Raw genomic sequence first — 14,155 nt, forward strand, 5'->3', positions numbered from 1 at the left:
CAATCCACAATCGAATTTGCAGGCTTTGGCGGTCTTTACCTCCCAATCCCTGCAATCTCAAACCGTCTCAAATCCGAAAAACAGACTCTCGCTCAATCGCTTAGAGCCTTGTTCACGGACGACTAATGATGGGTTAGTGAGGGCGCCGACCGCCTTGTGAGACGGCCGGCCTCTCGTGCAGTCCGTATCAGGCGGCGAGTGGATCGCTCAGGAGAACGCCGCCCAGGGATGCCCAGCCGGACCACGGTCCGGAGTGCGGCTTCTTCTGCCAGATGTGCCAGAGCGCGTTGTCGGTGCCGCGCGCAAACACTTCTAGCCGGCCGTCGGAATTATCGAAAGCCACCGGATCACTGGTGATGGAGCCGCCCAGAGATGCCCAGCGTGACCACGGTGCGGCATGCGGCTTCTCCTGCCAGATATGCCACAGTGCATTGTCGGTGCCACGGGCGAAAACTTCGAGACGGCCATCGCTGCTGGCGACCACGGCGGGATCGCTGGTGATGGCGCCACCCAGGGATGCCCAGCTTGACCACGGTCCGGCATGCGGCTCCTCTTGCCAGATGTGCCACAGCGCATTGTCAGAGCCACGGGCGAACACTTCGAGACGGCCATCGGAATTGATGAACACCTCGGGGTCGCCGGTGATCTCGCCGCCAAGCGAGGCCCAGCCTGACCACGGACCGGCATGTGGCTTCTCCTGCCAGATGTGCCAGAGCGCGTTGTCGGTGCCGCGCGCAAACACTTCTAGCCGGCCGTCGCTGTTGGCGATCGCAGCGGGATCGCTGGTGATGGCGCCGCCGAGCGAGGCCCAGCCCGACCACGGTCCGGCATGTGGCCTGTCCTGCCAGATGTGCCAGAGTGAATTATCGGTTCCGCGCGCAAAGACCTCCAGCCGACCTTCGGAATTATCGACACTGGACGGCGAGCTGGTGAGAACGCCGCCAAGCGAGGCCCAACTCGACCATGGCCCCGAGTGCGGTTTTTCCTGCCAGACGTGCCAGAGCGCCCTGTCGGTTCCGAGACCGAACACCTCCAATCGTCCATCGGAATTCTCTGTCACTGATACCGAGTGGGTAAGCGCCGCTGCTGCGTTTGTCATTACAATCTCCGATTGTATATGTGCAATGAGGGAACAATCTGCACCAAGCAATCTAAAGTAGCATTATCGTTTCACACTGCGATACGCCGACAAGTTGGTCTCGCGTGAAAGTGATCCGCGCGCTCAAGTTCCCTGCATTCTCACTCGCATTTGCTGCAGTGAGCGAAGCACACACGTCCTTGCGATCATGGAACCTCTGATAGCGGTGTACAAAAGTCGGGTTCGGAAATAATGGCGTCGACTAATGACCCGACGGGCAAAACAACTCGATCGATCGGAAACCACGCCAGGCTTTTAGCCCAAATATCTGTCTCCCGTTGCGTATCCCGTCCTCATTTCAGAGAGACGCTTCGCGATCGGCACGAACGTTGAGAACGGATGCGGTGGACGCCGGGATGTTCAGCTTGCATGCCGCACGGAGGAAGACATCTTGACTGACGGCCAAGTCGTGTGGTCCTGATTCCCCGACGCTGGGATCAGGCCTGCCTGGACCGATGATCCGGCAGGCGACGGAGGCTAACAAGTCTGGCGCTCCGGGGAGCACGAAGCAGCTGTTAACACCACCGCGCAGGGAATGTCGGATGTTTCGACGTACCTCTGGTGACCATTCTTATTGAGTCAGAAAGCCACAGGGGGTGAGGCTTCGGCTCGCGTAGCTTGAGCCGATTCGTTTTTCAGCTTGGGGGCTTGAATGGATATTGAAGGACGGAGCAGCGCGGAGCGGTTTTCGGCGTATGTTGAGGAGCTTGTGAGAGTGATGATCGGTCATGCCGATCGGGCGAAGCCGCTGCCGGATTATTGCATCAGCCGCCTACGGATTCCTAATCTCCGAGTGGGAGGCGATTCCCCTCTCAGCGCCGCGTTCCTCCGCGCGCTTACAAAGGTCTCGCCTTCCCTCACGTTATCGATCCCGCCGATCCCCCGCTCAGAACCGAGCGTCACATCTCCAACTCCATCACTACCATGCGCAGAAGACTGGCCGCCGAGATCATCGAGCGCCTGTTCCGATGCCCATGCTGCGCACGGGCAACCAAACAAACCCGTTCATCACGGAACTTGTGACACAGTAAGAGGAGGTCCACAGCTGGCAGGGGCCATATCCCTTCAGGCCGGCCTAAACTAGAAAGCTTCGGCGCGGAAGCGCAGGCAGGGTCAGTCAATATCGCTTCAGAAGCTGAATCTGATATTGCGTATCCATGTGCTGCTGAAACTCAACAAGCAGCGCGGCCTGTTCCTCAGTTAATGGCGTTAGCTGTGGCATGATTGCTGTTGATCTTCAGGCGTGCTCCGCAGCCATACTGACGGCTTCCAGCTCGGCCGCGTGTAGCCAACCAGCCAACGATACAGCGGTTATGAGCTCGGCGAGCGTGTGCCCTACTCGTGCCAGCGCGCATTCGACCGTGGGATGGGTGCAGCAATCACGCTTTCGCCGTCAATTACTTAAGAACCAAGCAGAGGATATCCGGGCTGGTCACCGCGCGCATGATGCCGGCGGACTTCGCCAAGCCGTCCTGCACAAAACCGACGGAAAATCCGGGAAGAGCGTACCTACGGCGCTGACCCGCGCGACGTGAAGGGCTGAGGCCATGGCCAGAGACTTTTACGATCGAAGCGGCCGCGCAACCCATTACATCGATGACAACGGGACCATGTATACGTGGTCTGGCCAAACTGTTGGCTTTGTGAAAGGAGAGAGCGTCTACACGAATAGCGGACGCTATGTTGCAAGGCTGCACAACGGTTGGATCCGCGACTCAGGTGGAAATGCAATTGCATTCACGGATGGTGCATCGGGCGGCCCCCTTCCGCCGATGCGATCAATCCCGTCGATAAAGAGCGTCCCGAGCATTCCACCGATTTGAGCGATTCCCTCAATTCCGCCCATTCCAGCTATACCGACCCTTTCCTGGAGCGGGCTGACATTGCACGATCTGTTCTGAGACAAACAACCGGCGCAACGTGGCCCACGTGCGCCGGCCCTCTCAGGTTGGGTTTACACGACCCGAGCCGCGACATAACCGGCACATGTCGCCTGCATCTGTGTGCCGTTGGATAAGCCGTTGGACGAAGTATTTGGCGTGCCAACGAAGTGCCACACGTCAGAGCGCGCTCTAGCTATGTAGTCGTCCGTGAAGAATGCGGATTGATCTGAGAAATAAGCAGAATTTGTCTTGATGTAGTATTCGATTTTGCAGGAAAGCGGGGTGTTGGACCTCGCTTTCTTGCGTTTTAGGATTTTGCTTTTGGGCGATTCGTGATTCCCTGACGGCGTCGTCGACATTGGGGAATGCGATGAGCAAGCCGAGGGATGATCGCCAGAAAGACCTGTTGCTTCCGGCGCTTGATCAGATCATCGACATGGGTCATCCGCTGGTGCGGTTGGCAGCGCTGATCGACTGGAACATCCTGAATGAGCGCTTCAGTTCAGTGTGCCAAGCAGGGTCGGGCCAGCCGGGCTTGCCGACGCGGCTAGTCGCCGGCCTGTTCATTTTGAAGCACATGCACAACCTGTCAGATGAGGTGCTGTGCGCTCGCTGGATCGAGAACCCCTATTACCAATACTTCTGCGGCGAATTGAGCTTCTGCCACCGTCTGCCGTTCGATCGATCGTCGATGACACGCTGGCGGCAGCGGCTCGGCGAGGAACAGCTCGTCGCCCTGATCCAGGAAAGTCTTTCAGTGGCGCACAAGACCGGCGCCATCGGTCCCAAGGACCTGGAACGGGTGGTCGTCGATACCACAGTGCAGCCCAAGGCGGTTGCACATCCGACCGACGCGCGGCTGCTGCATCGAGCAATCACCAAGCTGGTCGGGCTCGCCAAGCGCAACCGTGTGCCGCTACGCCAGAGCTATCTGCGCCTGGCCAAGCGCGCCATCATGACCGGCCGCTATACCCACGCCCACCAGTTCAAACGCGCCCGGCGGCAGCTCAAGTTCCTGCGGACACGGCTTGGCCGGATCATCCGCGACATCCGCCGCAAGATTGATGGCGATACGGTGCTGGAAGCTCGCTTCGGCCCGTTGCTCGGTTTAGCGCAGCAGGTGCGCAGCCAGGATCAGCATCAGCGCGGTCCGAAGGTCTATGCGTTACATGCTCCGGAGGTTGAGTGCATCGGCAAAGGTAAAGCCCGCGCGCCCTACGAGTTCGGCTGCAAGGTCAGCATCGCCACCCCTGTGACGTCTCCGAAGGGCGGCCAGTTCGTGCTCCATGCCAAGGCCCTGCATGGCAATCCCTTCGATGGGCACACGCTCGGTCCCGTAATCGCCGACATGGAGAAGCTCACCGGGGTGGAGACTCGCCGTATCCACGTCGACAAAGGATATCGCGGTCACAACCACCCGCATCGGTTCAGGGTCTGGATCTCGGGGGATGTCCCGATCGCTGTTGAACTACGTCGGGTCGACGTTGCCGGAATGAATATTACGCAGCCCTCGTGACGTGGGCAACGGACTTGATTGTCATGCGATCGTGGTGAGCTTGAAGGGCCGCACGCAGAACCGACAATTGCTTATGCGCCTTCAATCGTCGGAAGCCCTTGTTGGCCTCGATCATACCGGCCGCGACCCATCGCAAGGCCATACCGGCATCCCGCCAGCGTTTAACGTTGCGCGTGACGCGGCGAATGGTGCCCATCATGTTCTCGGCGATATTGGTACAGGCGAGCGATCGGCGAAGCTCCTTCGGCAACTTCAACCGGACGACAGTCAGGATTTCGTCGAGGCCTTCGAGGATACTGGCCGCAACGCCGGGCCATTGCTGGTCGAGTCGACGCGCGAGATTGCGGATCAATTTTTCAGCCTTGTCGGCGTCATCGAGCTCCCAGGCCTGGCGCAGCACCCGGCGGGTGGCCGCATGATGCTCTTTCGGCAGGCGTTCCATGATGTTGCGCGCCTTGTGGATCTGGCAGCGCTGGATCGCAGCGGCCGAACCGAAGGTGCGGCGGATCGCCTTCGACAACGCCTTCGCGCCGTCGGCGATGAACAGTCTTGGCACCGTCGGGTCGAGCCCGCGCGAGACCAGGTTGTCCAGCAGGGCCTGAACCGTTGCTGCATTCTCGGTCGCCCCTTCCACCAGCGCCAGCGGATGCTTGTTGCCTTCGCCGTCAACCCCGATCGCGGCCACCAGCACGAGATCGTCGTCGAGATGCAGCCCGTCGATTTGGACCACCAGAAGGTCGAGCGCGGACAGATCGGCAGCCATGAAGTCGGCCAGCCGCGCCGCCGACAGAGCCACGAACCTCCGCGAGGCCGCCGACTTCGAAATCCCCGATCCGGGCGGTGCCGGCACGTCACCCTCGGGCAGCCGGACGGCGCGGCCGAACCGGCGCGTCGACACATTGATCAGCATCAGGTTCATCGCCCAGCGACCGAGCCAGTCCTCCTGCGCCGCCGTTTCCCAGCTCGGGATCGTGACCTCGCGGCCGTCCATGCCCCGGACCCGCGGGCGATCGACCTCGATCTTGCCGCCGTGGAAACCGATCCGCCCCCGCGTTCGGCCCCAACGGTGCGCCCGCCGCGCCGCATCACGACCGTGGCGCGGCCCGCAGGCCGCTGTCACATCCGCCTCCATCATCGTGCCGAGCGCCTCGATTCCTGCCGCAAGGCAGAACCGATCGAAGCTCGCTCGCACTTCCGCAAATGATTTCTCCACAGCCCCGGTCGCCGGCCAACCAGCCGGTGTGATATCTCTCGTCATGGCGTTGCTCTCCTTTGTGGAATCAGCACCCCGAGCCTACCGGCTCAAGGTGGGCAACGCCGACCTCTTCAGAAATTCAACAGAACCCGGGACATCCCCGGATCTCGGGTCAGGTCCGCCGCGTCACAGCTTCCATCCGTCGCGAGATGAAGCGTCGTGCGGCTGTCGAGCCTGTCATCGGCCACGTCAAGGCCGAGCACCGCATGGACAGAAATTATCTCAAGGGACGCCTCGGCGACCGCATCAACACTGTTCTCGCCGCCGCCGGCTATAACTTCGGTCTGCTGCTGCGATGGCTCGCAGAGCTCTTGCGTGTCATCATCCGAGCCTTCTTCGAGACCGTCCCGGCTCGAAACACCGCTTGAGCCGGGCGCCGCCGCCAGTTCTTCACGAACGACTATGTAACTGAAAGAATTGGCGATCCCGGGAAGACTCGAACTTCCGACCTACGGTTTAGGAAACCGCCGCTCTATCCGGCTGAGCTACGGGACCGCGGAACCCGCTGGTACGGGTTCGATCCCGTCATAGCAGAGCAAAATGCGGTTCGCCAGCCGTCAGGCGGGCCAGACCATCGTCAACCTGAACAGGGCGGCTATACAATCGCTTCCAGGCCCCTCTCGGCGGAGCAGATCACATGATCGAAAGCATCAGCGCCATCACGCTCGGCACGCATGACATGGGGCGCTCCGTGCACTTCTACCGGTCGCTGGGGTTCGAGCTCCTGTATGGCGGCGAAGCCGCTGCATTCACCAGCTTTCGCGCCGGCACCGGCTATCTCAACCTGACGGCGCAGCCGGACGACAAGCGCTGGTCCTGGTGGGGCCGCATCATCTTCTAAGTCGCAGATGTCGACGGGACCTACGAGCGCGCACGCGCCGCCGGATGGCAGCCGTCGACCACGCCGCGCAATGCGGAATGGGGTGAGCGCTACTTCCATCTCACCGACCCCGACGGCCATGAGCTCAGTTTCGCGCGACCATTGTCCTGACTGCATAAGTCACATCCGCTGACGTTCCCAACGCGCAAGTAGCGCTGTCTCAGCCGCCGTGGCAAGCTCGGCGCGGTTTCCTCAAACGAGCATTGTATCTGGGTTCTAACCAGGGAGGACGACCATGGTAACCTATGTCGTGTTGGGAAACTTCACTGATCAGGGAGCCCGCAACGTCAAGGATTCGCCGAAGCGCGCCGACGCCTTCAAGGAGATGGCCAAAACGTTCGGCGTGACCGTGAAAGAGATCGTCTGGACGCAGGGACGATATGACGTTGTAACCATTCTCGAGGCTCCAGATGAGGCTGCCGCGATGTCGCTCAGCCTTAGTCTCAGCGCGCTCGGCAATGTCCGCACCGAAACGCTGCGCGCGTTTTCGGCGGCAGATATGACAAAGATCGTCGGCAAGATGCTCTGACGCTCAAGCCCGAGCGAACGCACTGGACCTGGGATGGCAATCCCGGGAACAGGTCTCTCATGCCTTGATATTGTTCTCGCGCACCACCTTGCCCCAATAGGCGACCTGCTTGTCGAAGAAGCTCTTGAAAGCGGCGCCGTCCTGGAGCAGCAGCGTCATTTGCTGGGTCTCCTTGAGCTGGGCGGCGGTCGCGGGCTCGCTCAGGATCTCCCTGGACGCCGTCGCCATGGCCGCGACGACATCCGGAGGCGTGCCCGTGGGCGCGAAGATGCCCCACCAGGCGAGCGTCTCGAAGTCCGGAAAGCCCGCCTCGATCGCAGTCGGCGTATCCGGCAGCGCCGGCAGGCGCTCGCGGCCGAGTTGCAGGATCGGCCGCAGCATGTTGGTGCCGAGCTGGGCCGAGACCAGCGCCGCCGATCCCGCGATCAGATCGACATGGCCGCCGAGCACGTCGTTCATCGCCGGGCCGCCGCCGCGATAGGGCACGTGCATGATCTCGACGCCGGCCTTGGTGCCGAGCACGGTCATGGCGAGATGGCCGAGCGTGCCGATGCCGACAGAGGCATATTTCACCGCGCCGGGTGTCGCCTTGCAGGCGGCGACCACGTCGGCAAAGCTCTTGTAGGGACGACCGGCGCCGGCGGCGATCACGTAGGGCGCGGTGCCCACCAGCAGCACCGGCATCAGCTCGCGCTCGACATCGACCGGCGGCTTGTCGAGGATGGACGGGATCACCGCGTGGGAATCGAAGGTGACCAGGAACGTCGAGCCGTCCGGCGGGCTCTTGGCGACTTGCGCCGCGCCGAGCGCGCCCGCCGCGCCCGACTTGTTCTCGACCACGACGACGCGGTTGAGCTTTGTCTGCAGATTGGCCTGCAACAGCCGCGCCATCGCATCGGTCGATCCGCCCGGCGGAAACGGCACGACCAGAGTAATCTTGCCGGCCTGCGCCACCGCTGGCGCGATTGCGAGAATAGCGGGCGCTGCCAGCAGCGTGCGTCGTGTGATCGTCATAGTCCCCTCCCCTTTGGTGTTGCGCCTGGCTTTTTGCTCTTTGGCGCTTAGGTCGTGCCGAAGCCCGACCCCGCTTTTTTGTATTCTGGCCGTGGTGGACTGAAAATGTCCAGCACGCGGGCCCCATCGGGGCCGGCGCGCATGGTGTGCGGCACATTGCCGGGCGTGCGCCAGAAATCGCCCTTCTTTACGGGTATTTCCTCATCGCCCTGGACGCGGATGGCGGAGCCGTCGAGCAGCACGCCCCATTGCTCCTCGGGATGATGATGCAGCGTGCCTTGCGCATGCGGGGCCAGCGTCACCACCGACAGCATCGCCTGCTCGCCGGAGAAGATGCGCGTGGTCACACCCGCCGCGAGCTCGCGAAACAGCCCGTCGCTGGGATCGTCAATGTTGTGAAATTCGTCCTTCTGGCTCACGCCGCCCTCCCCTTCATTCTGATCCGATCAGGATTTGCCATAGGAGCCCTGGTAGCGGCCCTCGCGGATCGCCTTCATGGTCTCCTCCTCGCGCGCGACCTGGGCGCGGACGGCTTCCAGCAGCGCCGCGGCGCCGGCGGCGGGGAACGACACCACGCCGTCCTCATCGCCGACCACGATGTCGCCGGGCGAGATCACGCTGCCGCCGATCGTAACAGGCACGTTGATCTCGCCGGGGCCGTTCTTGTAGGGGCCGCGATGGATCACCGCGCGGGCATAGCAGGGAAAGTCGTCAGCGGCGAAGGCCGCGACGTCGCGGATCGCGCCATCGATGACATAGCCTTCGGCTTTGCGCCACTGCGCGATGTTCTTCATGATCTCGCCGACCAGCGCGCGGGTCTCGTCGCCACCGCCGTCGACCACGATGACATCGCCGGGACCGACCAGTTCAAGTGCGCGGTGGATGGCGAGATTGTCGCCGGGACGCGTGCGCACCGTGAAGGCCGTCCCCACCAGCTTGCCGCCGCGATGATAGGGCTTCAGCCCGACCGCGCCCGGCAACCGGGCGAGATTGTCTGAAATGACCGAGGTCGGCGCGCCGCGAAAACCCTCGATGATCTCGGCCGGCGGCTTCGGCACGCTGTTCGCTGCGATGGTGATCGTCATGTCTCAATCCTTCTGTATTCTTCTTATTCGGCGTGCGCCCGCGCCTTGGCCGGCCGAATCCGGAAGGTGCGCCCTTCCTTCATCCACGCCGCGCGCTCGTCGCGCAACAGGGTGCGGCGAACTTTTCCGGAATCATCGCGCGGCGGCGCGCTGACGATCTCGAAGCTCTCGGGGTGCTTGTAGCGGCTGAGCCGGTCATTCAAGAAGTCCGCCATGCCGTCGGCGATGGCCTGGCCGTCCGCGTCCGTCTCCGGCTCGATGATGGCGTGCACGCGCTGGCCCAATTCGGGATCGGGCAATCCCACGACGACGCAGGAGCGCACGCCAGGGCTCTCAGAGACCGCAGCCTCGACCTCGGCTGGATAGATGTTGGCGCCGCCGCGCAGCACCATGTCGGCGAGACGGTCGCCGAGATAGAGATAGCCTTCGGCGTCCAGCCGGCCGATGTCGCCGAGCGACTCCCAGCCATCCGCGCGGCGCTTCGGCTCGGCGCCGAGATAGTGATAGGTGGCGTCCTTGCCGTCATTGTTGAGGAAATAGATCTCGCCGGTCTCGCCAGGCGCGACGTCGTTGCCATCCTCGCCGACGATGCGCAAGCGCGCCATCTCGCCGATCTTGCCGACCGAACCCTTGTGCGTCAGCCATTCCGTGCCTGATATGATGCAGGAGCCCTGCCGCTCCGTGCCGCCATAGAGCTCCCAGACCCGCTCAGGCCCGAGCCAGGCGATCCAGTTCTCCTTCAGCCAGGGCGGCATCGGAGCTGCCATGTGGAACACCGTCTGGAGGCTCGAGACGTCGTAAGAGTTGCGCACGCTCTCCGGCAACGCCCAGATCCGGTGCATCATGGTCGGCACGAAATTGACCCATTGCACGCGCTCGCGCGCGATCTGGCGCAGCGTCTCCTCGGCGTCGAACTTGACGAGGCCGGTGAGCTGGCCGCCGGTGAACAGCGCGTAATGCGACACGATGAACGGCGCGTTGTGGTAGAGCGGGCCGGGATTGAGCAGCGAGACCCCGAAGGGAATGTTGAGCGGCGGCGCGGCGACCGTGTCGGTCACGGCCGGCTGATGATCGAGGATCACCTTTGGCCGGCCGGTCGAGCCGCCGCTGGTCATGGCTTTCCAGTAGCGGGCCACCGGCGGATCGAGCGGTTCGTCCGAAAAACCTTCCGGCACGAAGTCCGCCGGCAGGCGGTTCGGCGCGTTCCAGTCGGCCTCGCCGCCGACCACCAGCGCGGGCTTCAGGATGTCGAGCACCGCAGCGGCTTCGCCGCGCGGCAGCCGCCACGACAGTGACGTCGGCGTCGCTCCGCACTTCCAGACCGCAAACGAGGTCTCGAAGAACGCGTTGCCGTTTGGCAAACCGATTGCGACAAAGTCGCCGGGCTTGACGCCCTTGGCCATGAACGCCCGCGCGCGCCGATTGGCGCCGCGTTCGAGCTCGTCCCATGTCAGCGTATCCTGCCCGTGGCGGACGGCGATCGTGCCTTGCGGTTTGCGTTGAGCGTACCAGCGAGGCACGTCGGACAGGGGCAGCAGCATCAGGTGTTTCCACTTCGTCTTCTTGGCGTCGTCTCAGGATGAGGCGTCGCGAGACGAAGTGTAACAGCCGGAGCCAACGCTTCAAGGGACCTGCCTTCAAGACGTCCGCATCAGCGTTCGGCCCCGCAGCCCGGAATATCGAACAGCGCCGCGAGGCCGCATTTCGAGGTCAGCATCTTGTCGCCGTCATGGCCGACGCCTACGACGTCCCAGACCCGGTGATTGGGCGTACCGCGGTCGCGCTTGGCCATCGCATCCGCATAGGCGTGGCCGCGGGCGTAGCGCGTGGGACCTTGCGCCTCGGCCATGCAGCTCTTGTCCAGCGCGGGATGCTTCGGATTGGTATCGAGCGTGCCGAGCAGATAGATCACCTCGCGCTCGACATAGCGCTGCTCCAGCGCTACCGGCGTTGCGTTCGCAAGATAGGGCGGACGCCCGTCCATGCCGTATTTCCAATTGTTGTAGCCCGGGCAGGATGCGGCGATCGCCGGCACGGGCCGCGTGTTGCTGAAATAAGCGTAGGAGGAGGGATTGGCGACGACGTAGCGGACATCGATATGCCGGCGCGACAGCGCCGCCTCGCCTTTGCCGGCGATGGCATAGCGTTGCGCGACCTGGCCACCGCCGGAATGGCCGGCGACGACGACCTGCTTCAGATTCGGGAAGATGCGCCGGTCCGAGAGTTTTACGAGGATCACATCGAGCGCATCGAAGGATGAGACCGGATTCGGTGCCAGCGCGGCGTCGCCGCCCTCCCATCCCTCCAGCGACCAGCGCAGCGTATCCGCGGGCAGCTTGTGCGCGTCGATATCGATCTCCGCCAGAAACTGCGGGACGATCATCAGCGCGCTCTTGCCGTCGTCGCCCGCCGCAACCTGCGCAGTATGGGCCGACATGTAATATTCGTCGGCATTGCGCAGGCGTCCGTGCAGCACGATGATGGCGCGCGAGATCGCCGGCAGCGGCAGCGACCAGTCGCTGGAGAGATAGAGCGGCAGCATTCCCTGGCCGCCGACCGAGAGCCGCGCGTCGGCAATCGCCCTCACCGGCTTGCGGTTGGGCGCCTCCTCGTCCGCTGCGAACGCATAGCTGGAAATGAACGCCAATGTGATTGCGGCGAGACGGGCCAACGCTCTCATGACGGATATTCCCCTTCGAATTCAAACCAATAAAGTCTAAGCCGATCATGTGCCGCGCGGCTGTGACTCCCGCGCCACGTCAAGCAAAAAATGTCAGCATTGCAGTCATGAAATTCCCGAGTTCCACGGGTGACAAGCCGGCGATAAAGGGGCAAAAATCGGACCCGACTCAGTTCGGGTTGAGTTTTGCAAGGAATGCTCTCGTAGAATGTCGGACGTAGTTGCATCGCGTCGTGCGGCGCTTGTCGTTGCCGCAGCAGGATTTTTTCTGCTGACGCCGGTGCATGCCCACGCCCAATGGTGGAAGCGCGCGCCCGTCGATTTCGAGGAATGCGCCGACGCCGCCGAGAAGGCCGCGAACAAGACCGAGAAGACGGCTGCGCTTGCCGATTGCAACGCCAAGTTCGCCGGCCGCCGCAAGCCAGGCGGTGGCTATTCCTATTACGATTTCCTCCAGGACCGCACCTTCGACATCGCAGGTCCCAATCCGACGCCGGAGGAGCAGAAGAAGATCGACGAATCCTACACCTCCTACCTCGCCAATCAGCGCCGCAGCAATGAAGCCGCTCAAGCCGCCGCGCGTCAGCAGCGCGAGCAGCAGGAACAAGCGCGGCAGCAGCAGGTCGCACTGCGAACCGAGGTCGAGCGCGTGTCCGTCCCGGTCGCGCGCGTGCCTGTCCCGGTCGAGCGGCCGAAGGTGCAGCAGTCCGTGAGCCCGCGACCGAAGGGCGCGCCCTGCACCAAGGGCTCGTTCTCCTGCGAATGGCCGCGGCTATCGGAAAGCTTGAGCGATCTGAAGAAGCTGTTCACCCCGGCGCCAAGCAAGCCGGCGAAGAAGGGGTAAGCTCCTCGCGCAGCAAACTCCGCTGTCGTCCCGGACAAGCGGAGCGCTGATCCGGGACGACAGCGGGAGTGTGGCGTCAGTTCGGCTGCTTCTTCTTGCTGCGCTTCGGTTTGACCACCGGCGCACGCGCGGGCTCTGTTGTCGTCGGCGAATTGCCCAACTGCGACCTGCTCTCCTGCAACCGCCTGTCATAGCCGGGCGAGTTCACGACCGTTGGCGGCCTTGCGTAGGCGAGCGTCGACGCGGCGCAGAGCGCGGCCAGCGCGAGCCCAATCATCAGACAACGCGTCATCGTTGCTCCTCCCGCCGCCCGGCTCGCACTCAGGCCGCCCCGCGGATCTGCTGCGGCATCAGCCGCGGCGGACCATTGCCTGCCGTCTCGGCCTGCTTGATCAGCGCAACAATGCGGCGCATCAGCGGCACGTCGACGTTGTTCTGTTCGGCGAGTGCGATGACTGCGCCCTGGAGATAGTCGATCTCGGTCTTGCGGCCCTGCTTCAGGTCCTGCCACATCGAGGAGCGTGCCTCGGGATCGATCTTCATCGTGCGCCCTAGGATCGCATTGAAGATCACATCGGGCAGCCTCAGCAGGGTCGGCGTCCACCTCAGCGGGATCGGCGTCGCCGACACCGGCGCGATGCCGGCGGCGTTCATCGCAGTCACCCCTTCGGCCATCTGATCGGCGAACAGTCTTCGCCAGTCGCGGTTCGCCAGTTGCGCGGCAAGCGGCATGTCGGACAGCGCGCTGAGCGCATTGGTCAAGTTGATGATCAGCTTGCCCCATTGCACGCCGGTGATGTCACGGCTTGCGCGCACGGTGAGGCCGGGCACCGACAGCGCTGCGGCCGTATTCGCCTCATCCTCGCCGACATGGATGTCGCCGGACGTCGAGCGGTGAAAGCGCCCCTCGCCCATCGCGATCACGTTGAACGGCACCATGCCGGCGAGCACGCGCCGGCCGCCGAGCCGCTCGCGCAAAACCGCGACATTGCCGACGCCGTTTTGCAGGGAGACGATGACGGCGTCCTGCGGCGCGTGCTGGGCAATCTGGTCCGCGACTTCGGCGGTGTCGGCGCTCTTCACCGTGACCAGCACGATGCCGGCGTTGTGGAAGATCGCGGGATCCTCCGACAGCGCGAGCTGGCCCGGGCCGAGCTTCTGCTCGGAGCCGTCGAAATCGGTCAGCCGCAGGCCGAACCGCTCGATCTCGGTTTTGACCCGCGGCCGCACCAGCAGCGCGACGCGGCGCCCTCCGGCCGCCAGCTGGCCTCCGACGAAACAGCCGATGGCGCCCGCGCCGGCCACCACGATCGGTCGATCCGCAACCACCT

Annotated in this window: 12 protein-coding genes, 1 tRNA gene and 3 pseudogenes; 6 read left to right on the plus strand and 10 right to left on the minus strand. The window is 63.3% G+C overall.

Annotation, left to right across the window (positions count from 1 at the left end; genetic code table 11):
* Positions 1 to 187: 187 nt before the first annotated feature.
* On the minus strand, positions 188 to 1,099 hold the full coding sequence (locus HAP41_RS00440) for a PLL family lectin (protein WP_166065547.1): 912 nt from the start codon (positions 1,097 to 1,099) through the stop codon (positions 188 to 190).
* Positions 1,100 to 2,748: 1,649 nt separating this feature from the next.
* On the opposite strand from HAP41_RS00440, the gene HAP41_RS50595 reads away from it, so the two are divergent.
* A complete protein-coding gene (locus HAP41_RS50595; protein WP_414643399.1) occupies positions 2,749 to 2,961 on the plus strand; it encodes a 4-fold beta flower protein in 213 nt (70 codons plus the stop codon).
* Between the two features lie 430 nt (positions 2,962 to 3,391).
* A pseudogene (locus HAP41_RS00445) lies at positions 3,392 to 4,498 on the plus strand (IS5 family transposase); the annotation flags it as partial.
* A 22-nt stretch (positions 4,499 to 4,520) separates the two neighbouring features.
* Here HAP41_RS00445 and HAP41_RS00450 read toward each other — a convergent pair.
* Positions 4,521 to 5,795 carry an IS256 family transposase gene (locus tag HAP41_RS00450; protein WP_166064748.1) on the minus strand — a complete coding sequence of 425 codons (1,275 nt, stop codon included), beginning with the start codon at positions 5,793 to 5,795 and terminating at the stop codon, positions 4,521 to 4,523.
* A 101-nt stretch (positions 5,796 to 5,896) separates the two neighbouring features.
* Here HAP41_RS00450 and HAP41_RS00455 point away from each other — a divergent pair.
* Positions 5,897 to 6,160: pseudogene (locus HAP41_RS00455) on the plus strand (IS5/IS1182 family transposase); the annotation flags it as partial.
* 50 nt (positions 6,161 to 6,210) lie between these two features.
* Here HAP41_RS00455 and HAP41_RS00460 read toward each other — a convergent pair.
* A tRNA-Arg gene (locus HAP41_RS00460) sits at positions 6,211 to 6,287 on the minus strand.
* Between the two features lie 142 nt (positions 6,288 to 6,429).
* On the opposite strand from HAP41_RS00460, the pseudogene HAP41_RS00465 reads away from it, so the two are divergent.
* Positions 6,430 to 6,783 (plus strand): annotated as a pseudogene (locus tag HAP41_RS00465) (VOC family protein).
* Positions 6,784 to 6,907: 124 nt separating this feature from the next.
* Positions 6,908 to 7,201, plus strand: coding sequence for a GYD domain-containing protein (locus HAP41_RS00470; protein WP_166065521.1), 294 nt, complete (start codon positions 6,908 to 6,910; stop codon positions 7,199 to 7,201).
* 57 nt (positions 7,202 to 7,258) lie between these two features.
* Here the strand turns inward: HAP41_RS00470 and HAP41_RS00475 are convergent, their stop codons facing one another.
* From HAP41_RS00475 to HAP41_RS00495, 5 genes are all read right to left on the minus strand, one after another.
* A complete protein-coding gene (locus HAP41_RS00475) occupies positions 7,259 to 8,215 on the minus strand; it encodes a tripartite tricarboxylate transporter substrate-binding protein (protein WP_166065497.1) in 957 nt (318 codons plus the stop codon).
* A 47-nt stretch (positions 8,216 to 8,262) separates the two neighbouring features.
* Positions 8,263 to 8,634: a dimethylsulfonioproprionate lyase family protein gene (locus tag HAP41_RS00480; protein ID WP_028159929.1), complete on the minus strand. Its 372-nt coding sequence runs from the start codon at positions 8,632 to 8,634 to the stop codon at positions 8,263 to 8,265.
* Positions 8,635 to 8,661: 27 nt separating this feature from the next.
* Positions 8,662 to 9,300, minus strand: a complete 639-nt coding sequence (locus tag HAP41_RS00485) for an RraA family protein (RefSeq protein ID WP_085399166.1) — start codon at positions 9,298 to 9,300, stop codon at positions 8,662 to 8,664.
* 23 nt (positions 9,301 to 9,323) lie between these two features.
* Entirely contained in the window at positions 9,324 to 10,841 is a 1,518-nt protein-coding gene (locus HAP41_RS00490; protein ID WP_166065475.1) for an AMP-binding protein, read from the minus strand.
* Positions 10,842 to 10,951: 110 nt separating this feature from the next.
* The gene (locus HAP41_RS00495) at positions 10,952 to 11,980 is read right to left on the minus strand and encodes an alpha/beta hydrolase (protein WP_166065454.1); all 1,029 of its coding nucleotides are present in this window, start codon (positions 11,978 to 11,980) and stop codon (positions 10,952 to 10,954) included.
* Positions 11,981 to 12,188: 208 nt separating this feature from the next.
* Between HAP41_RS00495 and HAP41_RS00500 the strand changes: the two genes are divergently transcribed.
* Complete coding sequence (locus HAP41_RS00500; RefSeq protein WP_071908441.1) at positions 12,189 to 12,824, plus strand: hypothetical protein; 636 nt, start codon at positions 12,189 to 12,191, stop codon at positions 12,822 to 12,824.
* Between the two features lie 76 nt (positions 12,825 to 12,900).
* On the opposite strand, the gene HAP41_RS00505 is transcribed toward HAP41_RS00500, so the two are convergent.
* Together HAP41_RS00505 and HAP41_RS00510 are read right to left on the minus strand one after the other, a co-directional pair.
* Positions 12,901 to 13,116 carry a hypothetical protein gene (locus HAP41_RS00505; protein WP_166065373.1) on the minus strand — a complete coding sequence of 72 codons (216 nt, stop codon included), beginning with the start codon at positions 13,114 to 13,116 and terminating at the stop codon, positions 12,901 to 12,903.
* Between the two features lie 29 nt (positions 13,117 to 13,145).
* The gene (locus tag HAP41_RS00510) at positions 13,146 to 14,153 is read right to left on the minus strand and encodes a 2-dehydropantoate 2-reductase (protein WP_166065338.1); all 1,008 of its coding nucleotides are present in this window, start codon (positions 14,151 to 14,153) and stop codon (positions 13,146 to 13,148) included.
* Positions 14,154 to 14,155 lie beyond the last annotated feature (2 nt).

Source organism: Bradyrhizobium barranii subsp. apii, assembly GCF_011516635.5.
Classification (GTDB): domain Bacteria; phylum Pseudomonadota; class Alphaproteobacteria; order Rhizobiales; family Xanthobacteraceae; genus Bradyrhizobium; species Bradyrhizobium barranii.